The 21,271-nt window shown below is 74.4% G+C and carries 21 protein-coding genes, 1 tRNA gene and 1 pseudogene; 8 read left to right on the forward strand and 15 right to left on the reverse strand.

Translation table 11 applies throughout. The annotated features are described in order from the left end of the window. Positions 1 to 20: 20 nt before the first annotated feature. Positions 21 to 107, reverse strand: a tRNA-Trp gene (locus tag ABZX67_RS32250). A gap of 348 nt (positions 108 to 455) precedes the next feature. On the opposite strand from ABZX67_RS32250, the gene ABZX67_RS32255 reads away from it, so the two are divergent. Beyond that, positions 456 to 1,289: a MurR/RpiR family transcriptional regulator gene (locus tag ABZX67_RS32255; protein WP_355368059.1), complete on the forward strand. Its 834-nt coding sequence runs from the start codon at positions 456 to 458 to the stop codon at positions 1,287 to 1,289. A 309-nt stretch (positions 1,290 to 1,598) separates the two neighbouring features. Here the strand turns inward: ABZX67_RS32255 and ABZX67_RS32260 are convergent, their stop codons facing one another. Next, entirely contained in the window at positions 1,599 to 1,826 is a 228-nt protein-coding gene (locus ABZX67_RS32260) for a DUF5133 domain-containing protein (RefSeq protein WP_355368002.1), read from the reverse strand. Positions 1,827 to 2,068: 242 nt separating this feature from the next. Between ABZX67_RS32260 and ABZX67_RS32265 the strand changes: the two genes are divergently transcribed. The 3 genes from ABZX67_RS32265 to ABZX67_RS32275 all read left to right on the forward strand — a co-directional run bounded on the left by ABZX67_RS32265 (position 2,069) and on the right by ABZX67_RS32275 (position 4,058). Further along, complete coding sequence (locus tag ABZX67_RS32265) at positions 2,069 to 2,260, forward strand: DUF2795 domain-containing protein (RefSeq protein ID WP_355368005.1); 192 nt, start codon at positions 2,069 to 2,071, stop codon at positions 2,258 to 2,260. A gap of 365 nt (positions 2,261 to 2,625) precedes the next feature. Next, positions 2,626 to 3,561, forward strand: coding sequence for a glycosyltransferase family 2 protein (locus tag ABZX67_RS32270; protein WP_355368008.1), 936 nt, complete (start codon positions 2,626 to 2,628; stop codon positions 3,559 to 3,561). Further along, positions 3,558 to 4,058, forward strand: a complete 501-nt coding sequence (locus ABZX67_RS32275; RefSeq protein ID WP_355368011.1) for a GtrA family protein — start codon at positions 3,558 to 3,560, stop codon at positions 4,056 to 4,058. The genes ABZX67_RS32270 and ABZX67_RS32275 overlap by 4 nt, the downstream gene beginning before the upstream one ends. Here the strand turns inward: ABZX67_RS32275 and ABZX67_RS32280 are convergent. From ABZX67_RS32280 to ABZX67_RS32290, 3 genes are all read right to left on the reverse strand, one after another. Then, on the reverse strand, positions 4,033 to 5,577 hold the full coding sequence (locus ABZX67_RS32280) for a DUF6056 family protein (protein ID WP_355368014.1): 1,545 nt from the start codon (positions 5,575 to 5,577) through the stop codon (positions 4,033 to 4,035). The genes ABZX67_RS32275 and ABZX67_RS32280 overlap by 26 nt on opposite strands. A 167-nt stretch (positions 5,578 to 5,744) precedes the next feature. Continuing rightward, a complete protein-coding gene (locus ABZX67_RS32285) occupies positions 5,745 to 6,470 on the reverse strand; it encodes a class I SAM-dependent methyltransferase (protein ID WP_355368017.1) in 726 nt (241 codons plus the stop codon). A 54-nt stretch (positions 6,471 to 6,524) separates the two neighbouring features. Further along, positions 6,525 to 7,127: an NAD(P)H-dependent oxidoreductase gene (locus ABZX67_RS32290; RefSeq protein WP_355368020.1), complete on the reverse strand. Its 603-nt coding sequence runs from the start codon at positions 7,125 to 7,127 to the stop codon at positions 6,525 to 6,527. Positions 7,128 to 7,273: 146 nt separating this feature from the next. Between ABZX67_RS32290 and ABZX67_RS32295 the strand changes: the two genes are divergently transcribed. Further along, a complete protein-coding gene (locus tag ABZX67_RS32295; RefSeq protein ID WP_355368023.1) occupies positions 7,274 to 8,128 on the forward strand; it encodes a helix-turn-helix transcriptional regulator in 855 nt (284 codons plus the stop codon). 31 nt (positions 8,129 to 8,159) lie between these two features. On the opposite strand, the gene ABZX67_RS32300 is transcribed toward ABZX67_RS32295, so the two are convergent. The 3 genes from ABZX67_RS32300 to ABZX67_RS32310 all read right to left on the reverse strand — a co-directional run bounded on the left by ABZX67_RS32300 (position 8,160) and on the right by ABZX67_RS32310 (position 12,864). After that, positions 8,160 to 8,504, reverse strand: a complete 345-nt coding sequence (locus ABZX67_RS32300; RefSeq protein WP_355368026.1) for a hypothetical protein — start codon at positions 8,502 to 8,504, stop codon at positions 8,160 to 8,162. Then, the gene (locus ABZX67_RS32305; protein WP_355368029.1) at positions 8,453 to 9,952 is read right to left on the reverse strand and encodes an MFS transporter; all 1,500 of its coding nucleotides are present in this window, start codon (positions 9,950 to 9,952) and stop codon (positions 8,453 to 8,455) included. Before ABZX67_RS32305 ends, ABZX67_RS32300 begins: the two co-directional genes overlap by 52 nt. A gap of 143 nt (positions 9,953 to 10,095) precedes the next feature. After that, positions 10,096 to 12,864 (reverse strand): SpoIIE family protein phosphatase, encoded by a 2,769-nt coding sequence (locus ABZX67_RS32310; protein ID WP_355368032.1) that lies wholly within the window; start codon positions 12,862 to 12,864, stop codon positions 10,096 to 10,098. Between the two features lie 221 nt (positions 12,865 to 13,085). Between ABZX67_RS32310 and ABZX67_RS32315 the strand changes: the two genes are divergently transcribed. Then, positions 13,086 to 13,796, forward strand: coding sequence for a carbonic anhydrase (locus ABZX67_RS32315; RefSeq protein WP_355368062.1), 711 nt, complete (start codon positions 13,086 to 13,088; stop codon positions 13,794 to 13,796). A 44-nt stretch (positions 13,797 to 13,840) separates the two neighbouring features. Here the strand turns inward: ABZX67_RS32315 and ABZX67_RS32320 are convergent, their stop codons facing one another. Genes ABZX67_RS32320 through ABZX67_RS32345 form a run of 6 tightly spaced genes read right to left on the reverse strand, consistent with a single transcriptional unit; the run spans position 13,841 to position 18,349 of the window. Then, positions 13,841 to 14,473: an alpha-ketoglutarate-dependent dioxygenase AlkB gene (locus ABZX67_RS32320; RefSeq protein ID WP_355368035.1), complete on the reverse strand. Its 633-nt coding sequence runs from the start codon at positions 14,471 to 14,473 to the stop codon at positions 13,841 to 13,843. 51 nt (positions 14,474 to 14,524) lie between these two features. After that, positions 14,525 to 15,565 (reverse strand): serine hydrolase domain-containing protein, encoded by a 1,041-nt coding sequence (locus ABZX67_RS32325; RefSeq protein WP_355368038.1) that lies wholly within the window; start codon positions 15,563 to 15,565, stop codon positions 14,525 to 14,527. Beyond that, entirely contained in the window at positions 15,562 to 16,476 is a 915-nt protein-coding gene (locus ABZX67_RS32330; RefSeq protein ID WP_355368041.1) for a hypothetical protein, read from the reverse strand. The genes ABZX67_RS32325 and ABZX67_RS32330 overlap by 4 nt, the downstream gene beginning before the upstream one ends. Further along, the gene (locus ABZX67_RS32335; RefSeq protein ID WP_355368044.1) at positions 16,473 to 17,453 is read right to left on the reverse strand and encodes a hypothetical protein; all 981 of its coding nucleotides are present in this window, start codon (positions 17,451 to 17,453) and stop codon (positions 16,473 to 16,475) included. The genes ABZX67_RS32330 and ABZX67_RS32335 overlap by 4 nt, the downstream gene beginning before the upstream one ends. Next, positions 17,450 to 18,151 carry a hypothetical protein gene (locus ABZX67_RS32340; protein WP_355368047.1) on the reverse strand — a complete coding sequence of 234 codons (702 nt, stop codon included), beginning with the start codon at positions 18,149 to 18,151 and terminating at the stop codon, positions 17,450 to 17,452. Before ABZX67_RS32340 ends, ABZX67_RS32335 begins: the two co-directional genes overlap by 4 nt. Positions 18,152 to 18,163: 12 nt before the next feature. Next, positions 18,164 to 18,349: a hypothetical protein gene (locus ABZX67_RS32345; RefSeq protein WP_355368050.1), complete on the reverse strand. Its 186-nt coding sequence runs from the start codon at positions 18,347 to 18,349 to the stop codon at positions 18,164 to 18,166. 257 nt (positions 18,350 to 18,606) lie between these two features. Between ABZX67_RS32345 and ABZX67_RS32350 the strand changes: the two genes are divergently transcribed. Then, positions 18,607 to 19,875 (forward strand): hypothetical protein, encoded by a 1,269-nt coding sequence (locus tag ABZX67_RS32350; protein WP_355368053.1) that lies wholly within the window; start codon positions 18,607 to 18,609, stop codon positions 19,873 to 19,875. A gap of 188 nt (positions 19,876 to 20,063) precedes the next feature. Here the strand turns inward: ABZX67_RS32350 and ABZX67_RS32355 are convergent. Further along, a pseudogene (locus tag ABZX67_RS32355) lies at positions 20,064 to 20,192 on the reverse strand (trehalase-like domain-containing protein); the annotation flags it as partial. A gap of 690 nt (positions 20,193 to 20,882) precedes the next feature. Between ABZX67_RS32355 and ABZX67_RS32360 the strand changes: the two are divergent. Further along, positions 20,883 to 21,209 (forward strand): hypothetical protein, encoded by a 327-nt coding sequence (locus ABZX67_RS32360; RefSeq protein WP_355368056.1) that lies wholly within the window; start codon positions 20,883 to 20,885, stop codon positions 21,207 to 21,209. Positions 21,210 to 21,271 lie beyond the last annotated feature (62 nt).

A 21,271-nucleotide genomic window follows, 5' to 3' on the forward strand; every position in this document is an offset into this window, starting at 1 on the left:
GGGGCGCTGCACTGCTTCCCTGGCAGGGGTGACAGGAATTGAACCTGCGACATCCGGTTTTGGAGACCGGGCCCCGCGCCGTACCGGGGGACACGCGGGACACCCCCAGCATGCTCCCGCCGGGCCCGGTCGCGCACATCGGTGGGCCCTCCCGGCGGCCGGAGGCCGTCGCGGGGGGTGAAGTATGTTGAGGGCGATCGGGACTGGAAGGAGGCACGCCGGTGCCATCAGGGCAGCAGGCACGCGCACAGGCGGCCGCGATCAGGCCGGGACGGCGCCCCGCCGGCGGCCGGAAAGGCCCGGCCGGCACGGCCGGGTCGGGTGAGTCGCCCGAGTCGAGCGGGTCGCCCGGGTCGAGCGGGTCGGCCGGGCCGGGCGAGCCGACGGTACCGGCCGAGCCGGATCAGCGGGACGAGCGGCCGGAGCGCGACGAGCGGCAGGCGCCCTCCGACCGGGTGCTGGCGCTCTTCGGCGGGCACCGCCTCTCCCCCGCCCAGCGGCGCATCGCGCAGTACATGATCGACCACCTCACCGAGGCCGCGTTCCTGTCGATCACGGATCTCGCGGAGCGCGTCGGGGTCAGCCAGCCGTCGGTCACCCGGTTCGCCACCTCCCTCGGCTACAGCGGGTTCCCGGCGCTGCGCGAGGCGCTCCAGCCGATCGCGCTGGGCGCGATCGCCGGGGTGCCGGACACCGGCGACGAGGTCCGGCGCAACGAGCTCCAGGCGGCGATCGACGCGGAGATCGAGAACCTGGAGGCGCTGCGCCGGGCGGTGGCGGACCCGGGCCAGATCCTCGACGTCGGCCGGGAGCTGGCCGGATCGGTCCCGCTGACGGTGCTGGGCCTGCGCATCTCGGTGTCGCTGGCGGAGTACTTCGCGTACGCGGCGCGGCGCATCCACCCCGACGTACGGCTGGTGACCCGGGGCGGCAGCGTCGCCTACGACGCGCTGCTGCAGTCGAAGGAGGCGGGCGGCACCTGGGTGCTGGCGTTGGCGATGCCGCGGCACGCGAAGGAGACGCTGGCCGCGATGCGGGCGGCGCGCCGGACGGGGCTGCGGATCGCGCTGATCACGGACCTGACGCTGGGGCCGCTGGTCGACGAGGCCGAGGTGACGCTGACGGCCGGGACCGGATCACGCCTCGTCTTCGATTCGTACGCGGCGCCGGGGGTGGTGGCGGCGTCCGTGCTCCAGGCGATGGCCGACGCGCATCCGGAGCGGACGCAATTGCGGCTGGAAGGGTACGAACAGGCCGCGGAACAGCACAGTTTCTTCCTGGACGACTGACCCCCGCCGACGTCTCACGGACGGATCGCCGGGGGTGTTTTCACGCCACCGGCTCGCATGAAATTTTTCATGCACTTGCTTACTCGACAGTAAATATATTTACTGCTCGAACGGCCGGGACCGAGCACGTCGGATTCTCCCGGTACACCCCTCTCAAGGCTCCTGACAAGGGCCTTGGGCCGGACACGCCCGATCGGCGCTCCCTCCTCGCGCCGGTCCCGCGGTGTCCCGCCGGGCACTCCGTCTCCCCTCGGATGCCCGTGGCGGCCCCGGTCAACCCCTGGACCGGGGCCGCCTCAATTCGGCCGGTCAGGTACTTGCGGCCGTGGCACTCGCGGTCGTAGCGGCGAGCCTGGCCCGGGCCGCGGCGAGCGCCTGGTCGAGCTGCCGGGTGCCGGTCGTCACGCAGAGCGTGTACGTCACATCGTCGAGCCGGCGTTTGAGGTCGGGGGCGATCGACAGCCCCTGAGCGGCGGCACACAGGGATTCGTAACGGGCCACGAGCTCCTGAAGCACCGCGGGATGCGCCAACAGCATGAACGTACCTGCCTTTCCACGCCACACAGCACACAGAGGGGAGGGATGCCGATGCCGGCCTCCCGAGGCCGGGTGCGCCAGTCCCGCGACCGGGACGCCATCCCCGCACTTGGATGTGCCCGCGCCGTCCGCTCCTCAACCGACATTGTGATGCAACCGTGACGGATCCGCGCAGCATGGACACACAAGGTGATTGTCCGCTTTCCGGTGATGTTTCCTCTTTAGGCGGGTATTCGTCGCACATGAACGTGAACCCCATCGAAATGCAGAAGGCCCTCGGCGGCGTGGAATACCCCGCGTCGAAGAAGGACATCGTCGGCACGGCGCAGAAGCACAAGGCCAGCCGGGAGGTCATGGACGCACTGAAGTCGCTGCCGGAGAAGGAGTACCCGTCGCCGGCCGCCGTCAACAAGGAGGTAAGCAAGGGATCCTGAGCAGCCCTGAGCACGGGAAGACCTCCGCCCCGCCGTCCTCGCCCCAGCGCGGGAGAGCGGGGCGGAAGCATGCCCGGAGGCATGCCCGGAGGCGCCCCGGCCGCCCCGCCCTCACCCGAGTGGACGGCGCCGGGCTGTCGCGCCCGCGCGGTCGCGCTCCACTGGACCCATGCGGCGAGCGGCGCGCGCCGGATCGTGCGCGCGCCGAAGTCGCCCGCACCGCCAGGCAACCACGACGAGCCGGTTGTCATCTTCTCTGAACGGTGGGCACGGACGGTGCGGCCCGCCACCCGCACACCGGTGCATGGAGTGAGTAGGTAATGGTCCATATTTCAATCGTCGTTCCGTGTTTCAACGAGAGTGAGGTGATCGACGCCTTCCACACCGCGCTGACCGCGGCTCTCGAACCCGCCGACGCCACCTTCGAGGTGTGCTACGTCGACGACGGAAGCGGCGACGGAACCCTGGACCGGCTGCGCGCGCTCGCGGCGACGGACCCCCGCGTGCGCTACACCTCCTTCAGCCGCAACTTCGGCAAGGAGTCCGCGATGCTCGCCGGGATGCGCATGTCGCGCGGCGACGCCGTCGTCCTCATGGACGCCGACCTCCAGCACCCGCCGGAGCTCGTCTCCCGCATGCTGGAGCTGCACCGGCACGGCTACGACCAGGTCATCGCCCAGCGCGACCGCACCGGCGAGGGCGCGGTGCGCAGGGCGTTCAGCCGCACCTACTACCGCCTGGTGCGCCGCTTCATGGACGTCGAGATCGCCGACGGCGCGGGCGACTTCCGCCTGCTGTCGCGGCGTGCGGTCGACGCGATCCTCTCGCTGCCGGAGAGCAATCGTTTCTCCAAGGGGCTCTTCTCCTGGATCGGCTTCGACACCGTCAGCTTCACCTACCAGAACGTCGAGCGGGCCGCGGGCCAGTCCAAGTGGGGCGGCCGGCGCCTGCTCAACTACGGCATCGACGGCCTGCTCTCCTTCAACAGCCGCCCGCTGCGCCTGGCCATCCACACCGGCCTGTGGCTGTTCCTCTCAGCGTTCGCGTACGCCCTGTGGATCATCGCCAACGTGCTCCTGGACGGCGTCGACACCCCCGGTTACGCCACGCTCATCACCGCCATCGTGGCGCTCAGCGGCATCCAGCTCGCCACGCTCGGCGTCATCGGCGAGTACGTGGGGCGGATCTACCACGAGTCCAAGCGCCGCCCGCACTACGTCGTCCGGGAGACGAACGAGCCCGCCGCCGCGCGCGCCGCGGCCCCGCTCGAAACCGCCGGCCGTGCCCGGCAGGAGACGTGAAGCGGACCACGGGACACACGGGTCGCACGAGGCGGCGCCGCGCACGGGGTGCGCGCGGCGCCGCGCTGCGCCAGTTCGCCACCTTCGCCGCGATTGGGCTGGCCAACACCGGCGTCTACTACGCCGTGTACGCGACGCTGAACATCTGGCTGCCCTACCTCGCGGCGCACGTCGTGGGCTACGCGGTCAGCGTCGTCGGCTCGTTCCTGCTCAACTCGTACGTCACGCTGCGCACCAGGCCCACGTGGCGGGCGTTCGCCCGCTACCCGCTCTCCGGCGCGGCCAACGTGGTGGGCAGCGGCATCCTGCTCCACCTCGCCGTGAGCCGGCTCGGCATGAACGAGAACCTCGCGGCCCTCGCTGCGGGTGTCGCCGTCACCCCGCTCTCCTTCGTGCTGGCCCGGTGGGCCATCACCTCCGGGGCGGCCGCGACCCGTCGGGCCGGGACCCGGCCGCCGCCGGAGGCCGAGGTCACGGAAGCCGCGTCCCGTAAGTGACCTTGTCGAGGTGGTAGTAGTCGGCGACGCAGTTGGCGGGCCAGGTCTTGCGCCCGTGGTCGCCAAACGGCTCCAGCATCTTGCCCACCGACAGCGGGGTGTACGGGGCCGTCCTGGCTCCGCTCGCGGCCTGCTCGCGCAGGTACCGGTCCTGGTGGTCCCACTTCTGCGCCCGCACCTTCATGTCGTGGCCCAGGTGGTACAGCGGCACGGCCATCCCCGCAACGGACACCGCGCAGAGGGCGGCGGCCAGCGCCATCACGACACCGTTGCGCCCCCGGGCCCGGGAGCCGTCGCCGTCGCCCTCGCCGTGTCGGCGCAGCGCGCGGCCGATCAGCGCGCCGGCGCCGGCCAGCAGCAGGACGTACACCAGCAGGTAGTCGTTCCACGTCCGCTCGGTCCGCACCACCCGCTCGCCGAAGGCGGGGTAGGTGATGACGGTGCACAGGTAGCCGCAGGCGAGGAAGGTGAGCGCGCCGAGCGCGGTCAGCAGCAGCGGGCGGCACGGCATGAGGGCCGCCCGGCGCCCCGCCCGGCGCCGGGCCAGCAGGCCCAGCAGCACACCGGCGGCGACGACACCCACGTACTCCCAGGTCGTCAGGATGGTCTCCAGGATGCGGACGTACGCGCGCAGCGAGGCGATCAGCGACTCGGGGGCGAGCATGGAGACGGTCTCGGCGTCGTACCGCTGACGCCGGTTGCGCGAGCCGGGTGAGGTGACCAGCAGGATCGTGCCGATGGCGACGCCCGCCATGCCGGTCAGCGCCCAGACGCGCACGTAGCGGCGGATCCGCTCGGCGAACAGCAGCGGGGCGAACAGCACGGCGACCGCGAGCACCACCAGGGCGACGACCGACGCCTCCTCGGAGAGCGTGCCCATGAAGACGCCCGCCACCAGCACCACGGCGAGTGCGGTGATCCGGCTCCGGCGGCTCCCGGCCCCGTACCGCAGCAGCGGGAGGGCGGCCGCCGCGGCCAGCACGGGGGCCAGCGTGTGCGAGACGGAGGCGGCCGGCCAGTAGAAGGTCTTGTACGTGTTGGGCGTGGCGAAGAGGAAGGCCGCCGTGATCATCGAGGCGGCCAGCAGCGGCACCCCGCGTGGCGCGCTCCGGCCGGTCGCGCGCAGCGCGTACACGGTGAGGGCCCACAGCAGGACCAGCATGAGGACGCCGCTGACCACGGCGTACCACTGGTGCCCGGCGACCGGGGCCTTGGCGTACACCCCGACGAGCAGGCCGTTGGCGATGCGCCCGTTGTCGGTGACGTAGAACTTCTCGACGAGGCCCCAGATGCCCTCGTCGCGTACGACGGGCAGGAAGCACCACTCGTCGGCGCTGGGGCGGACGTAACGGCCGAGGTAGGAGGCCACGGCCAGCAGGCCGAGGGGCAGCAGCGCGAGGCCCGTCGTCCAGAGGGTGGTCCACGGCCGGGGCGGTCTTCCTCCGTCCCTCCCCGGGCCCGGTCCCGGGCTGTCGCCCGGCTCGCCCGGGATGGTGACACTCGTTGCGCCGACGGACATGCTGTGTTCACTGCCTCTCGAAAAACTACTGGTGCGACACCCAAGAGGGGATTTCGCGCGGTGCCGTTTCCATTCGCCCGGACGGATTCGGGGAGCGCAACCTCAGGAGCCGCCGAGCGGACTAGGTTGCGCCGAGGAGGCGGCGCGGGCGGGGGCGGGTGCCCAACCTACCGGCGCGCGATCACCAGTCGGCAGCGGGGCGTCCCGTCGGCGCGGGTGCCGAGGGCGGGGAGCGCCGTCAGCCCGGTGGTGAAGCCTGCGCCGGTGAGGTCGCGCAGGACGTCGGGGAGGCGGAAGGTGCGGTAGTACATGATGAAGCGCGGCCGCCACAGCAGGTTGCGGACCCGCATCGCCAGGTCGAAGCCCCACAGCGCGACGTAGGGCCGGGAGCCGACCGGCGGCGGCGCGGGGACCGGGAAGGCGAACAGGCCACCGGGGCGCAGCGCGGCGTACACCTCGTGGAAGAGGGCGGGGCGCTCGCGGGGCAGGAAGTGGCCGAAGGCGCCGAAGCTCACGGCGAGGTCGAACGCCCCCCGGAACGGCAGCGCGCGGGCGTCGGCGCGCACCCACCGCTGCCGGGGTCCGCCGGGGGCGTCCGGGTGGGCGGCGCGGGCCCGGGCGAGCATGCCGGCGCTGAAGTCGACGCCGGTGACCTGCTCCTCGCACACCTGGCGCAGCACGCGTGCGCCCGCCCCGGTGCCGCAGCACACGTCGAGGCCCGCGCGGAACGGCCCGAGGGGCCGCAGGGCGTCGGTGACCGCGTCGAGCAGCCGGTCGGAGGTGCGGAAGGGGGTCTGGTCGAACTTCGGCGCCAGCAGGTCGTAGCCGTGCTCGGTGGAGGAGAGCGCCTGGACGGCGAGTTCGCGGAGGGTCGGGCCCTGGGGTGTGAACATCGCCGTCCAGCGTATCCGCGCGCGGCGGTCACCGGGCGGGTCACCGGGCGGCGGTCACCGGGTGGGGTAGGGGTGCTCGCGGCGGGCGTGGCGGAGTACCGAGCCCCACCAGTCGAGCTGGTCGAGCATCACCTTCGCGGCCGCGGCGTGCTCTTCGGGGTCCTTGAGGTTGCCGTCCTCGTCGAAGAGGAGGTAGTAGCGGGGGAAGCTGACGTAGTCCCGGACGGTGTGGGCGTTCAGTTCGCCGAAGACCTGGCGCAGCTGCTCGATGGCGAGCAGGCCGCCGCTGGCGCCGCTGTAGCCGACGAAGCCGATGGGCTTGGCCTGCCATTCGGAGTAGTGCCAGTCGATGGCGGCCTTGAGGGAGGCGGGGAAGCTGCGGTTGTAGTCGGGCGTGACGACGACCACGGCGTCGGCCTCCGCAAGCCGGCGGGTGAGGTCCGCCATCCCGGCCGGGCGGGGCATGCCGGGGTCCATCGCAGGCGGCGTCGGCGGCAGGGCGAGCGGAAGTTCGACGTCGGCGAGGTCGATGACGTCGACCTCGAACCCGCCGTGGAGCCGGGCGTGTTCGGCGAACCAGCGGGCGACGACGGGGCCGAAGCGGCCCTCCCTGACGCTGCCGACGAGAACCGCGAGGCGAAGGGGCTGTGCGGACATGGGGGCTCTCCTGGAAAGTCGGGATGGGCGACCGGTGCGGTCACGCCCTCCAACCTGCCGGGGCGGGCGGATACCAGGAAGGCCGGGCGGAGACTGGTAGGGACAGGGCCACCATCCGGACCGGCGCGGTTGCTACCTTCGGACAGGTGAGCGACAACGAACTGGGCCTGTTCCTGCGTACGCGCCGAGAGGCCGTCACCCCCGCCGAGGTCGGCCTGCCCACCGGGCCGCGCCGCCGCACCCCGGGCCTGCGCCGGGCGGAGCTCGCCACCCTGGCCGGGGTGAGCGTCGAGTACGTGACGCGCCTGGAGCAGGGCCGCGACCGGCATCCCTCGCCGCAGGTGATCGCGGCCCTGGCGGAGGCGCTGCGCCTGACGGCGGCCGAGCGGATACACCTGCACCGCCTGACCAAAGGCGCGGACCCCACCTCGATGTGCGGCGCTTCCGCGCCACCGGTGCTCACGGTCCGGCCGACCGTGCGGGCGCTGCTGGACCGGCTGGAGCCGTCACCGGCGGTGCTGCTGAACCGGATCGGCGACCTGCTGGCCTGGACGGCCGGGTACGAGGCGCTCGCCGGGCCCGTCGGCTTGCTGGAGGGGGCCCCGCCGAACCTGGCCCGGTTCGTCTTCGCCGACGGGCGGGCGCGGGAGGCGTTCCCCGACTGGGACCGGGTCGCCGACGAGCAGGTCGCCGCCCTGAAGCAGGGGCCCTTCCGGTCCGACCCGCATGTGGCCGCGCTCGCCGACGAGTTGGGCGTGACGGCGGGGGCGGAGTTCACCGAGCGGGTGCGCACGCTGCCCGGGCTCCCGGCGCCCACGGGCATCACGCGCCTGAAGCACCCGGAGGCGGGGGCGCTGCGCCTGGCGTACGAGACGCTGGAGCTGCCCGCCGACGACGACCAGCGGCTGGTCGTCCACCTGCCGGCGGACGACGCCACCGCGGCGGCGCTGGACGGCCTCACCGGGCGCCGCCCGGGGGCGCTGCGCGCGGTGGCGGGGTGATGGGCTGACGGACCCGCGCGGGCCCTCCGTCCTACGCGGTGGCGGCCGGGGCTTCCGTCAGCGACCACCAGTCGAGCTTGAACTCCCGGGCGAAGTCCGGGTGGTCCTCCCAGTGCCGGGCGATGCCCCGCAGCACGTCCCAGTTCTGCTCCAGGGCCTGGTCGATGACGCCGCGCAGCTGGGGCTCGGCGGTGGCCCGCTGCTCCACGAGGCCCTTCACCGCCGCGGCGGCCAGCGCGGTGTTCCGCAGCGCGCGCAGGGCCCGCGAGGTGTCGTCCATCCCGAAGCCGTGCTCGCTGCCCGTCTCGGGGTCGAAGAGCGGCGTCAGCCGCGCTTCGACGAAGGCGTTGATCCGGTCGAAGTGCCGGGCGTCCATCGGGGCTCCTTGTCTGCGTTCACCGAGGTCGACGCCCGAGCATAGACGCCCCGGCCGCCCTGGCCGGCGGCCTCCCCCGAGGCCCGGGCCACGACGATGAGGAACGCTCCGCAGGCCGCGACGAGCAGCCAGCCGGGGCGGGACGCGTGGGCGAGGCCTCCGGGGCCTGCGCCGGTGACCAGCCCGCCCGCGACGGCGACCCCGACCGCCGCGCCGACCTGGCGCGCGGTGGAGGTGACGGCCCCGGCCACGCCGGCCCGCGAGGGGGGCAGCCCGCCGACGGCGGTGTTGGTGAGCGGCGCGTTGGCGAAGCCGAACCCGATGCCGATGAGCAGGTGGGCGAGGAGCAGCAGCGGGACGCTCGTGTCCGTGCCGGGGTACGCCATGCACAGGCCGCCGGCGGCGGTGAACGCCCCCGCGAGGACGAGCGGGCGCCGTGGTCCGCGCCGCGCCACCAGGCTGCCGGACCAGGGGGCGCAGACGGTGGCGCCGAGCGCCATGGGGAGGGTCGCGGCCCCGGCTTCGAGCGGCGTCCAGCCGCGGGTGTGCTGGAGGTGGAGCGTGGTGAGCAGCAGGCTCACGTTGAGCGCGACGAACACCGCCACGGCCCCGAGCACCGCCGCGGTGAAGCGCGGCCGCCGGAAGAGCCCGAGGTCCATCAGGGGTTCGGGACGGCGGAGTTCGACCCGGACGAACGCGGCCGTCGACGCCGCGACCGCGGCGTAACCGGCCACGGCCCACGGCGAGGCCCAGCCGATACGAGGTCCCTCGATGAGGACGCCGACCGCGGCGCACAGGGCCGCGGTGAGCAGGACCTGGCCGGGCAGGTCGAGCCGCCGTGCGCGCTGCCCGTGGGACTCCGGTACGAAGAGGGCGACCAGGACGAGGGCGGCGGCGACGACCGGGGCGTTGACCCAGAACACCGAGCGCCAGCCGAGCGCCTCGATGAGCGCTCCCCCGGTGACCGGGCCGGCCGCCATGCTGAGTCCGAAGACGGACGCCCACACGCCGATCGCGCGGGCCCGCTCGCGGGGGTCGGGCATCGCGTTCACCACGATCGCGAGGGCCACGGGGCTCAGCATGGACGCGCCGACGCCCTGCACGGCCCGGGCCGCGACGAGGAAGCCGAGCGAGGGGGCCGCCGCGCAGGCGAGGGAGGCGGCTCCGAAGACGGCCAGCCCGGTCCGGAAGACGCGGCGGCGGCCGAAGCGGTCGGCGAGCGCGCCGGAGGCGATGAGGAGGGCGGCCAGGACCACCGTGTAGGAGTCCACGACCCATTCCAGGCCCCGGGTGGAGACGCCCAGGCCCCGGCCGATCTCGGGGAGGCCGACGTTGACGATGGTGGTGTCGAGTCCGACGAGGAACATGCTCAGCGCGCAGACGGCGAGCACCGTCCAGCGCCTGCGCGCGCTCAGTGGGGGCTGTTGAGCCAGGGGTGTCGTGGTCACGGGGCACGCCTTCCGTCCGCCGGGTCCGTCTGCCGGATTCCTCTGCCGGCTCATGCTGGAACCGGGCGGCGGCGCGGACCTAGCGGCGTTGCCGTAACGGCAACAGGCGTTGTCGAGGGCCTGGAGGGGACAGGGCCGGGCCCTTAGATCGGGTCGGCGTCCAGGAGGTCGAAGAGCAGGGCTCCCTCGGCGGCCGTGTCCGGCCGGGTGGCGTCGGGGGGCGGCTGTTCCGCCCAGATGACCTTGCCGTGGCCGGTGTAGCGGGTGCCCCAGCGTTCGGAGAGCTGGGCGACGAGGAACAGGCCGCGGCCGCCCTCGTCGGTGGTGGCGGCGTACCGCAGGTGCGGGGAGGTGCTGCTGGTGTCGGAGACCTCGCAGGTCAGGCCGCGGTCGCGGAGGAGGCGGACGTGGACCGGCGGGGAGCCGTAGCGGATGGCGTTGGTGATGAGCTCGCTGAGGATGAGCTCGGTGGTGAACGCCAGCTCCGACAGGCCCCACTCCTCCAGCTGCCGGGCGGCGTCGGCGCGTACCTTCGCGACGGCGCCCGGGTGGAAGGGGACGTCCCAGTCGGCGACCTGGTCGGGGCCGAGGGCGCGGGTGCGGGCGATGAGCAGCGCCACGTCGTCCTTGGGGTGGGCGGGCAGCAGCGCCTCGCAGACCGCGCGGCAGCTCTCGTCGGGGGTCCGGTCGGGTACGGCGAGGGCCTGGCGGAGCAGTTCGAGGCCGACGTCGATGTCGCGGGTGCGGTCCTCGATGAGGCCGTCGGTGTAGAAGACGAGCTGGCTCCCCTCGGCGAGGGTGAGTTCGGCGGTCTCGAAGGGGATGCCGCCGAGGCCCAGCGGGGGCCCGGCCGGGAGGTCGGGGAACTCCACGAGCCCGCCCGGGTGGACCAGGGCGGGCAGCGGGTGCCCGGCCCGGGCCATCACGCAGCGGCGCGAGACCGGGTCGTACACGGCGTACAGGCAGGTGGCGCCGGTCATGCCGGCGTCGGGCGGGCCGCAGGGCAGGTCGCCGTCGGCGGGGTCGCGGTCGTCCTGGTCGATGCGGCCGACGAGGTCGTCGAGGCGGCCGAGGATCTCGTCGGGCGGCAGGTCGAGGGTGGAGAAGTTGTGCACGGCGGTACGCAGCCGGCCCATGGTGGCGGCGGCGTGCAGGCCGTGGCCGACGACGTCGCCGACGACGAGCGCGACGCGGCTGCCGGGTAGCGGGATGACGTCGAACCAGTCGCCGCCGACGCCGGACTGGGCGGGCAGGTAGCGGTGGGCGACCTCCAGGGCGCTCTGCTCGGGCAGGGCGCGGGGCAGCAGACTGCGCTGGAGGGTGACCGCCATGGCGTGTTCGCGGGTGTAGCGGCGGGCGTTGTCGACGCAGACGGCGGCGCGGGTGACCAGCTCCTCGGCGATGGAGAGGTCCTCGTCCTCGAAGGGCTCGGGCTTCTCGGAGCGCCAGAAGTTCGCCACGCCCAGCACCACTCCCCTGGCCTGGAGAGGCACGGCGATGAGCGAGTGGATGCCGTACGCGACGATCCGGCCGGCCCGCTCCGGGTCCTGCGCCTGCCAGCCGGGGGCGCGGGCGAGGTCGGGCACCAGCTCGGCGCGGCCGCTGCCGTACCCGCGGGCCTGCGGCGTCGACGGCTTGAAGCCGATCATCTTGCCGCGCGGGTAGAGGGGGTGGTCGTCGCGGATGCCGGCGACGGCGGTGCGGCGCATGTCGGCGCCGGTGCCGGTGGGCTCCTCGCCGCGCAGCACCGCGTCGGCGAGGTCGACGGTGACGAAGTCGGCGAAGCGCGGGACGGCGACCTCGGCGAGCTCCTCGGCGGTGCGGACGACGTCGAGCGTGGTGCCGATGCCGACCCCGGCGTCGTACAGGAGGTTGAGGCGCCGGGCGGCGCCCTCGGCGCGGCCGCTGAGGGCGCGGAGCTCGGTGGTGTCGCGGATGGTGGCGACGGTGCCTGCGGGGCCGCCGTCGCGGTCGGTGGGCCGCTGGTTGACGGCGAGGAGCCGGTCGGCGGCGAGGACGACCTCGTCGGTGGCGACGCGGCCGGAGGCGAGCAGCTCGGCGACGCCCGGGTCGAGGCCGGGCAGCTCGCGGATGGGGCGGCCCTCGGCGTCGGGGGGCAGTTGGAGGAGGCGTCTGGCCTCGTCGTTGGCGAGGAGGAGGCGGCCGTCGCCGCCGACGATGACGACGCCTTCGCGCACGGCGTGGAGGACGGCGTCGTGGTGTTCGTAGACCCGGGTCATCTCGGCGGGTCCGAGCCCGTGGGTCTGGCGGCGCAGCCGTCCGGCGACGAGGGCGGTCCCCGCGGTGGCGAGGGCCAGGCCGGCGGCGCTGGTGGCGAGGATGACGGGGAGCTGGCGGTTGACCAGCCCGGTGACGTTCTTGACCTGGAGCCCGGCGGAGACGAGGGCGATGACCCGCCCGTCGCCGTTCCGTACGGGGACGATGGCCTGGACCTCGTCGCCGAGGGGGCCCGCGACGCTCTCGGTGTGGACGCGGCCGGCCAGGGAGGGCTCTATGGTGCCGACGAAGCGGCCGCCGATCCGTTCGGGCTGCGGGTGGGTGTAGCGGGTGCCGTCGGTGTCCATCACGACGATGAAGTCGACCCCGGCACGCCCGCGGGCGGCTTCGGTGAGGGGCTGGAGGACGGCGGAGGGGTCGGGCGCGGCGAGGGCCTCCTCGATGCCCGGCGCGTGGGCGAAGGACTCGGCGACGGCGACGGAGCGGTTGCGGGCCTCGCGGTCGATGTCGGCCCGCGACTGGAGAACGAGGGCGAGGACGGCGCCGAGGACCAGCAGCACGACCAGCGCCACTTGCAGGACGAAGACCTGCCCGGCGACGCTCCGCGGACGCCTGTCGGCCAGTGACCGAACCGAGGCTCCACGGAATCGGTCGCGAACGTTGACCACGCTCATTTGTAACACCGCATCCGGGGCGGCGACCATGGGTGACCTTGTGCTCCCGAGCGGACACATGTGGTCAGCGGAGTCCAGGATTCGCCCAACTCCTGGCCAACGGCGGTCAAAGACGGCCGGAGACACCGGTATCGCAGGCCTACCGTGCGGCCGTGGCATCGATATCGAAGAACGGCACGGCAGCACGGGACACCACCCGGAGCGGGGTCGCGCGACAGCGGTTGACGCGGCGCGGAGTGCTCCGCGGCGCGCTGGGCGGAGGGGCCGCGCTCGGGGCCGCCTCCGGACTCGGCCTCGCCCTCGCCGGGCCGGCGGGCGCGGTGGGCACGGCCGCCGCCCCGGTGCGGCCCGCGACCCCCGCCGCCGCGCTGCGCGAGCTGACGCGGGGCAACCGGCGCTGGCGCACGCGGCATCAGACGCATCCGCACGAGGCGGCGGCCGACCGGGTGGCGGCCGTGTCCGGCCAGCATCCGTTCGCCCTGGTCCTCGGCTGCATCGACTCCCGGGTCCCGCCGGAGCTCGTCTTCGACCAGGGGCTCGGCGACCTGATGACGGTGCGCTCGGCGGGTGAGGTGCTGGACGAGGCGGTCCTCGGCAGCGTCGCGTACGGCGTCCTGGAGCTCGGCATCCCGCTGGTGATGGTGCTGGGGCACCAGTCCTGCGGCGCGGTGACGGCGGCGGTGCGGGCGGACGAGACGGGTGAGGAGCTGCCCGCGCACATCGCGTACGTCGCGGAGCAGATCCGTCCGGCGATCGACCGGAGCCACAGCGGCCAGGCCCGCGTCGACGCGACGATCACCGCGCAGGTGCGGCTCGTACGCGACCGGCTCGGCCGGGAGCCCGATCTGGCCGACGCGGTGGCGGCGGGCCGGCTGGCCGTCGTGGGGGCGCGCTACGAGCTCGGGAGCCAGCGGGTCCGCCCGGTCGCCTGAGCCCGAGGGGGCGCAGGGGCGGGTTCCGCGGGGCTTCGGGGGGCTCAGCCGACACCCCGGGGGCGGAACTGGATGCTGATCCTGGGTCCCACGTCCCGCGTGGTCTTGGGGATCGCGTGCTCCCACGTCCGCTGGCAGGAGCCGCCCATCACGACGAGGTCGCCGTGGCCGAGGGGGAAGCGCAGGGACGCGGCACCGCCGCCCCGGGGCCGGAGCGCCAGGTCGCGCGGCTCGCCCACCGAGAGGATGGCGACCATGGTGTCCTGGCGCGAGCCGCGGCCCGTCCGGTCGCCGTGCCAGGCGACACTGTCGCGGCCGTCGCGGTAGTAGCACAGGCCCGCCGTGGCGAACGGCTCGCCCAGTTCGGCGGCGTAGTGCGCGGAGAGTGCGGCGCGGGCCTCCTCCAGGACGGCGTGCGGCAGGGGGTCGCCCTCGCCGTAGAAGGCCAGCAGGCGCGGGATGGTCACCTCGTGGTCGTACATCTGCCGCCGTTCGGCGCGCCAGGGGACGTGGGCGGCGAGCTCCTCGAAGAGGGCGTCGGCGCCGGTCAGCCAGCCCGGGAGCAGGTCGATCCACGCCCCGTCGGTCAGGGCGGTGCGCCGTATGCCGGTGAGCGGTCCGAGGGCGGTCTCGTCGCTCTGGTCGAAGAGGGAGCCCTGCATGTGGTGCCGTGCCATGGCACCCAGCGTAAACCTGAACCGAACACGTGAGCTATTTCGATCGGGCGTCTACGGGGGGTCCTGGAGCAGTGCGTACGCCGCCGTCACGAAGGGGTCGCCGCCGCGGTGGCGGCGGGTACAGAAGGCGGCCAGGGCCGTGCCCGTGTCGGGGCGGAAGCCGATGAACGCCTGCTGGCCGCTGGTCGCGCCGGCGTGGAAGTACAGAGGGCCTTCGTCCGTGGGGTGGCGGAACCAGGTCAGGGTGTGCACGTGCCGGTGCCCCCACCCCCGCCGCAGGACGGGGCGGAGCACCGCGCCCAGCGCCTCCGCCAGCGGGGTGGCGGCGGGCCGCAGATGGGCCTCCACGAAGGCGAGGGCGTCGTACGGGGTCGTCCGCACGGCCCCCGCCGACTGGAAGCCGCCGATGACGAGCGGGGGTACGGAGGTGGCGGCGTCGGCCTTGTGGCCGGTGGCGTCGGTGCCCGGCCCCTCGGGCCGCAGGGCGGTGTCGGTCAGGCCCAGGGGGCGCAGGACCCGGCCGGTGAGCAGCTCCTCCCAGGAGGTCGCGGTGGCGGCCGCGAGGGTGTGGCCGAGGACGGCGACGCCGAAGTTCGAATAGCGCCAGCGGGTGCCGGGGCGGTGGCGCGGGCGGCTGCGCAGGAAGGCCCGTACGACCCGCTCGGGCGGGTAGCCGGCGTAGGGGTTGGTGGTCCAGTGGGGCAGGGCCTGGCGGTAGAAGTCGCGGGGCAGCGGGGGGAGCCCGGCGGTGTGGGTGATCAGGTGCGTGAGTGTGATCGCGGCGAGCCGCCCGTGCTCATCGCCCCGGTGGCCCGGGTCCAGATGGGCGACGGCCGGGTCGTCGCCGGACAGCGCGCCGGAGCGGACCAGCTCGGCCAGCAGCAGGCCGGTGTACGGCTTGGAGGCCGAGCCGAGCTCGTACCGCAGCAGGTCGCGCGGGACGGGCCCGGGCGGCGCGGTGCCGCCGCAGCGGACGGTGCGCCGGCCGTCCCGCGAGTAGGCGACGACGGTGTCGGGGGCGTCCATGGCGCGGACGGCCTCGTCGAGCCGCGCCCGCACCTCCGTGTCGTCCCGGAGCCCGGTCGGGGTCACGGCCCGGCCAGCCGCGCCAGGGCGCGCGACGTCGCCAGAACGGAGGCGAAGGCGGCGACCAGGGTGGAGTGGTACACGACGTCGAAGACCTCCTCGGGGTCGCCCTCGGGCATGTCCCGCACCGCGGGCATCGCCCCGTCGGGCTGCTGGGCCGCGGCGAACGCCTCCCAGGCGGGCGCGTCCAGAGTGGGCTCGGGCAGGCAGGCGTCCACCACGAGCAGCTCGCCGAGCAGGTCCCAGCGGCGCAGGTCCACCCAGTCGTCCAGCCAGACGGGCAGCCAGAGGGCCAGGTACGCGGCCAGGTCGGGGGGCAGGCCGCCGGGGTCCTCGCCCCAGTCGGTGAGGTGGAAGACGGTGTGGGTGATGTCGTATCCGACACGGGTGTCCACGGTCCACGGCTCGGGGGTCCGCCCGAGCCAGGTGCGCGCGAGGGCCTCGGCCTCCGGGAGGCGCGGCTCCAGGCCGAAGCGGCGTTCGTACGCGGAGAGGCAGAGGCGCCGGACGGGCTGGGTCTCCAGGGCCGCCGAGCTGCCGAGCCGGTGGTTGAACCGGGCCCACTCCTCCAACTCGGGATTGCGGTAGCCGAGTTCCCGCAGCGGCACGTACACCTCGAAGGGGATCGGCGACAGCGGCTCGGTCCGCTGCCCGCGCACCAGCATCCGCCCGCCGTCCAGGACCTCGCGCCAGGCGTGGTCGAGCAGCTTGCGCGCGAGGTCGGCCTGGCGGGACCCGGCGACGCCTTCGCGGAACAGCACCTTGCAGATGACGGCGAGTTCGCCGACCGGTTTGAAGCGGTCCAGGAAGCCGACCTCGGGGTCGGCGTCCGGTTCCAGGTGGAAGCCGTCGCGGTGGGCGTACAGCCACTCGATGGCGCCCACGCCGACGGTGTGGATGAGGCGGGTGCTCGTCATGGGGCCGCTCCCTGTTCCACGGAGGCCGCTTCCCGTGCGCCTCCGGGCCCGGCGTGCCGGGCTCCGTCCGGGCCGACGCGCGCGAGGGTCAGCGCCCCGGCGTACGCCGCCATCAGGGTGGAGTGGTAGCAGTGGAGGAAGTCGCGCGGCACGGGCCGCCCGTGACGGCCCGGTCCCATCTCGGGCAGGGCCCCGTGTTCTTCCTGGGCGCCCGCCACTGCGGCCCACCCGGCCTCGACCACCGCCGGGTCCGGGGGGCGCGGCAGACTGGCCGCGATGGCCAGCAGTTCACAGCTCAGGTCCCACTGCTCGTCCTCCAGGCACGTGTCGAGCCAGGGCGGCAGCCAGGTCTCCACGTAGGACGCCACGTGCGGCGGTACGCGGTCGACGGCCCGGCCCCAGTCGGTGAGGTGGAAGACGACGTGCGTGAGGGTGTAACCGGCGCCCTGCTCGAACGTCCACGGTTCCGGAAGGCCGCCCAGCCACGTCCGGGCCAGCTCCTCGGCCGGTTCCGCGTGCGGCGGCAGACCGCTGCGGCGCTCGGAGTTGAGCACACCGAGGCGGCGGTTGGGGAGCAGTTCGAGCAGCCGCCAGCCGCGCGTCCGGGCGATCGTGGAGACGAACCGCTCGTACCCGTGGTGCCGCAGACCGGCGGAGGCGAACGCGGCGTAGATCTCCAGGGGGTAGGACGCCCAGGGTTCCAGGCGCTGGAGGTCGACGAAGAGGGCGCCGTCGCGGGTCTGCTCCCAGGCGAAGGCGAGGAGGTCGGAGGCGGCCCGGTGCAGGGAGGTGCCCGGCGGCGTGTGCCGGCACACGCAGACGCACACCTGGGCCAGTTCGCCCAGCGGCTTCCAGGTGCGGTTGACGTCGGTGGCGGCGTCCAGCACGTGCTCGTCGAGGGCGAAGCCGATCCGCTGCTCGGACACCCACTGCAAAGCCGCCTCCGCGACGCCCCGGGTCTCGGCGGGCGGCGTCACACCGGCGCTCCGGCGCACAGCAGCCGCGCGGCCCGGAGGTGCAGGTCCACGCGCGGGTCGGTGCCGCCCATGAGCTCCACGAACTCCAGGCCGCGTTCGAGGCCGAGGGTGTCGGGGACGTCGGGCAGCAGCGTCAGCCAGCGCCCCGCGGCAGCGGCCTGGTGCCAGTCGCGGCGGCGTACGGCCCGGACGAAGCCGCGGGCCACGTCCACCGGCCGGCGCGCGGCCGCGCGGAACACGCCGGACTCCCCGCCGGGCACGGCGGGCACCGCGAGGGCGGCGAGGACGGCGAGTTGATGGGTCAGCACCTGCCAGGGGGCCACGTCCAGCCACGCGGTCGACGGCTCGTCCCCGTCGGCACCGCCGGCGGCGCTGTCGGCACTGACGAGCCGTCGCATGGCCCAGTGGCTCCACCGCGTGGTCGGCGCGGCGTCGGGGGCGGGCGGAAAGGCGCGTACCGCCTGCTCGAAGACGGCGAGGTCGTCGGCGTCCGTCGGCTTGCCGAGCGCCACGCCGGGCAGCAGCGCGTCCGCGCCGAGCACCCGCACGGCGGCGAGGCCGAGGGTGTCGTCCCCGGCGGCGGTGACCGCGGCGGGGAGCACACCGGTGTGGTCCCCGCTCCGAAGAGCGGAGACCACGTGGGAAGCGAGATCCTGCACCGCACCCGTCAGACGGGTGGATGCTCCGGGCTGCTCCATTCAGCCCCTCCCTCAACCCTTCTTGGGCCGGGGAGTCGGAGGCGCGAGCGCGACCTGTCCTGCGCCCTGCTGGAGGGCCAGCGCCGCGCACTCACGCGTATCGCGGTAGAAACCTTCGGCCTCCACCGGATCGAGTGCGGACTCGATATCTGCGTCCAAGACCGTGCGGTCCCGGAGTTCCGGCTTGATGACTGACATGCCATATCCCCTTCACAGGAGGAATGCAGACTTCCACCTCTAGTGGACCGCAGTCGGGCAAAAGGTGCAAATCAGCTGAAACAGCAACTACATCGCCTCTTTGAAGGTGTGCGCTTCAACCACCGCTCCGGTCTCTTCGCCGACATCGCCGCCCCTCTTCTGCCCCTCCCGGATGGCGCAATGGGGCGGAATGCCCCTTAGATGAGGCAACGACACGGTGTGTGCCTCACCGAACGTTCGGCGAATGGAGCCGCGCCATGACCACCGACCATCCGACAACTCCCCCTACCCCGCCCCCGGTAGGCCGCCCGGACGCCCCGCCGACCTCGCCGCCGGCCTCACCCCCGGCCTCACCGCCGGCCTCGTCGGCGCCGGGTGCCGAGAGCCCGCCTCTCCCGGCGTTCCCGCCGGCCCCGCAGACGGCGGCCGCTCCGGCCGACGCGCCGCCCCCGGCCGCCGCCCCGGCGCCACAGGCCCCTCCCCCGCCGGAGGTCCGCGAACTCCAGGAGGCCCTTGCGCCCCGGGAGGCCCCTGCGGCCGAGGACACCCGCGGGCCGCAGGACACCCACAGGTCTCGGGACACCCGCGGGTCTCAGGAGCCCGCGGCCGGGAAGCCGGCCGCCGACGGCACCGACGAGCCCATACGCACCCTGCTGTGGACCGCGGCCACCTACCGGCCGCTCGAGGAGGTCGCCGCGCTGGTGAGCCTGCTCAAGCGGACCAAGGAGGTGTCCAGCCCCGGCGACGAGGCGCTCCGCGCGGCCGCCGTGGCCCGGCCCCTGGAGGAGGTCCGGCAGTTGGTCGCCATGCTGGGGGAACCTCCGCACAACCTCGACGAAGCGGGCACGACCCTGCGCGCCGCGGCCGTCGGCCGGCCCATCGAGGACGTCGCCCAGCTGGTGGACATCCTCGGTACGGAGGACGGCGGAGGCTGGCCGCGAAGCGCCCGGGACTCCGAGGACGCCCGGCGCGCCGAGGGCGCACCCGCCCCCGACGGCGCCACCGCCGCCGCGGCCGACGCCCGGGGCGCGGCCCCGGCACCCGGCAGCGGACCGGCGCCCGCGCCCGCCGCCCAGCGCCGTACCACCACGCGGCGCGGCGACAACGCGGCCTCCGCGGCCCTGCGTTCCCCCCTCCGCTCCCCCCTGCGCTGGCCCGTGGCCCTCGTGCTGCTCGTCTGCGGACTGCTGCACCTGCCCACCGATCTCGTCGCCCTGCGCTCCGGGGGCGGCGCCGGCCTGCTGTCCTTCGCCGTCACCGTGCTCTGCCTGGGCGTGGGCGGCTGGCTCGTCCTGCGCGACACCGCCCGCGTCTGGGCCGCGAGCGCGGCGACCGGCGTCGGAGTCGTCGCGCTGCACGCCATGGCGGGCGTCGGGCACCTGAACCTGCTGGAGGGCAGTCTCGGCGGCGCGTACGCCTGGGCCGGCGCCGCGGCCGTGGCCTGCGCCGCGCTCACCACGGCACTCGCCGCCTCGGCGCTGCTGCGCAGGCCGCGAGCCGCCGACGCGCCGACCGGCGGCGGCTGACGGGTGCAACCCGCCTCGAGCGAGGAACGGGCTCCGGGCGCCTACGCGACCGTCGCGCGGGACACGCCCCGGTGCCCGTTCCCCGTCCGGCCGGCGGAGCGGGTGCCGTAGAGGGCGAACGCCGTGTTGACCAGGGCGACATGGCTGTACGCCTGCGGGGTGTTGCCGAGCCGGCGGCGCCGCCGAGCAAGGGCCGCGAAGCAGGCGGGTGAGCCGAAGCGGGGCAGGCACAGCCAGTCGATCGCCCCGTCCCTGCCGACGAGTGCCGCCGTATCGAGGTCTCCGATGAGGGCATGGTCTTCGATGCGCCCTGCCATGAGGCGCATTCCAGTCCCGCATAGGGCGCGGACCCCAAGGCGCGAAATGCGGTGCGACGCACCGGATATGTTTCCGGTGCTCTCCATGCTTTTCCCGCTGAGCTTCGGGATGATTGACCGGACAAAATGCGTGTGCTAAGGCTGGATATTCAGCAGGTCATTTCCTGGCAGGCATCTCTCAGGAAGAGGTCCGTCGTGTCCTCGTTCCCGGCCGGCCATCGCCCGGCGCCTTTCGCTCCGCACCCGCTGCGGCGGGCGACGGACTGGCCTGCCGCCGCGGTTGCCCGGAGCCGTACCTCCGTGGCGCCCCCCACGGGCCCCGGTGCCACGCGCCCGGCCCGCAGGGCCTCCGACCGACTGACCCTCGCCGCCACCGCGCACCGCGCCGCCGTGCGCCGGCCGTGTTCGGCACCCCGCCGCCGCCGGGCCCGCGTGGCCCCGCACCTGGCGGGCGCCCATCGCCGGGCGGACGGCTCCGACGGCCCAGGCGACCCGGCCCACTCAGGCGGCTCGGGCAGCTCGGAAGGGCCGGGCAGCTCGGACGTACCAGGTGACCGCGCTTCAGGCAATCACGGTGACCGCGCTCGCGCGGCGCTGAACTCACCCCTCCCCCCGGCCCGGGACGTACCGGGCCGTGCACGGACACGGAGCCAGTGGGGGGCCACCGTGGCCGTCGTCTCCATCCCCCGGATGCGCAGAGCCCGCACGGTGGCCGGTACCGCCGCCACCGGCTCCGTGGCCGCTGTGGCCGCGCACCCGGCGGGGACGGCCACGGTGCTGTTCTTTGCGGTCGCCGCCATGCTCCTGTTCCGCTACCGCGCGACCGAGGCCGCGGTCGCGGTCGGGTGGACGCGGGGCTCCGGGCGGATGCGGCCGCCCGCCCGCGCCACCACCGGGGATGCGGTGCCGCTGGTCGCCGCCGCCGCACCGGTGTTCGTTCAGGGGCTGGACGGCATCGGCGCGGCGGCGGGTCCCGGTACCGCGGCCGTGCCGTTCCCGGTCCGGCCAGGACGGTGAACTGCACGCTCCCCCGCGTCGCCTGGGCGTCGTCCACGCCCACCTCGGCGGTGAACGCGGCG

The organism is Streptomyces sp. NPDC003036, assembly GCF_040611175.1.
GTDB lineage: Bacteria > Actinomycetota > Actinomycetes > Streptomycetales > Streptomycetaceae > Streptomyces.

Bases quoted from the DNA above. Each gene is read 5' to 3' on its own strand.
- ABZX67_RS32340 (WP_355368047.1), bottom strand. From the start codon at position 18,151: ATGGAGCAGCCCGGAGCATCCACCCGTCTGACGGGTGCGGTGCAGGAT.
- ABZX67_RS32290 (WP_355368020.1), bottom strand. From the start codon at position 7,127: ATGTCCGCACAGCCCCTTCGCCTCGCGGTTCTCGTCGGCAGCGTCAGG.
- ABZX67_RS32285 (WP_355368017.1), bottom strand. From the start codon at position 6,470: ATGTTCACACCCCAGGGCCCGACCCTCCGCGAACTCGCCGTCCAGGCG.
- ABZX67_RS32360 (WP_355368056.1), top strand. From the start codon at position 20,883: ATGCGCAGAGCCCGCACGGTGGCCGGTACCGCCGCCACCGGCTCCGTG.
- ABZX67_RS32310 (WP_355368032.1), bottom strand. From the start codon at position 12,864: ATGAGCGTGGTCAACGTTCGCGACCGATTCCGTGGAGCCTCGGTTCGG.
- ABZX67_RS32300 (WP_355368026.1), bottom strand. From the start codon at position 8,504: ATGGACGCCCGGCACTTCGACCGGATCAACGCCTTCGTCGAAGCGCGG.
- ABZX67_RS32350 (WP_355368053.1), top strand. From the start codon at position 18,607: ATGACCACCGACCATCCGACAACTCCCCCTACCCCGCCCCCGGTAGGC.
- ABZX67_RS32280 (WP_355368014.1), bottom strand. From the start codon at position 5,577: ATGTCCGTCGGCGCAACGAGTGTCACCATCCCGGGCGAGCCGGGCGAC.
- ABZX67_RS32320 (WP_355368035.1), bottom strand. From the start codon at position 14,473: ATGGCACGGCACCACATGCAGGGCTCCCTCTTCGACCAGAGCGACGAG.
- ABZX67_RS32265 (WP_355368005.1), top strand. From the start codon at position 2,069: ATGAACGTGAACCCCATCGAAATGCAGAAGGCCCTCGGCGGCGTGGAA.
- ABZX67_RS32330 (WP_355368041.1), bottom strand. From the start codon at position 16,476: ATGACGAGCACCCGCCTCATCCACACCGTCGGCGTGGGCGCCATCGAG.
- ABZX67_RS32260 (WP_355368002.1), bottom strand. From the start codon at position 1,826: ATGCTGTTGGCGCATCCCGCGGTGCTTCAGGAGCTCGTGGCCCGTTAC.
- ABZX67_RS32345 (WP_355368050.1), bottom strand. From the start codon at position 18,349: ATGTCAGTCATCAAGCCGGAACTCCGGGACCGCACGGTCTTGGACGCA.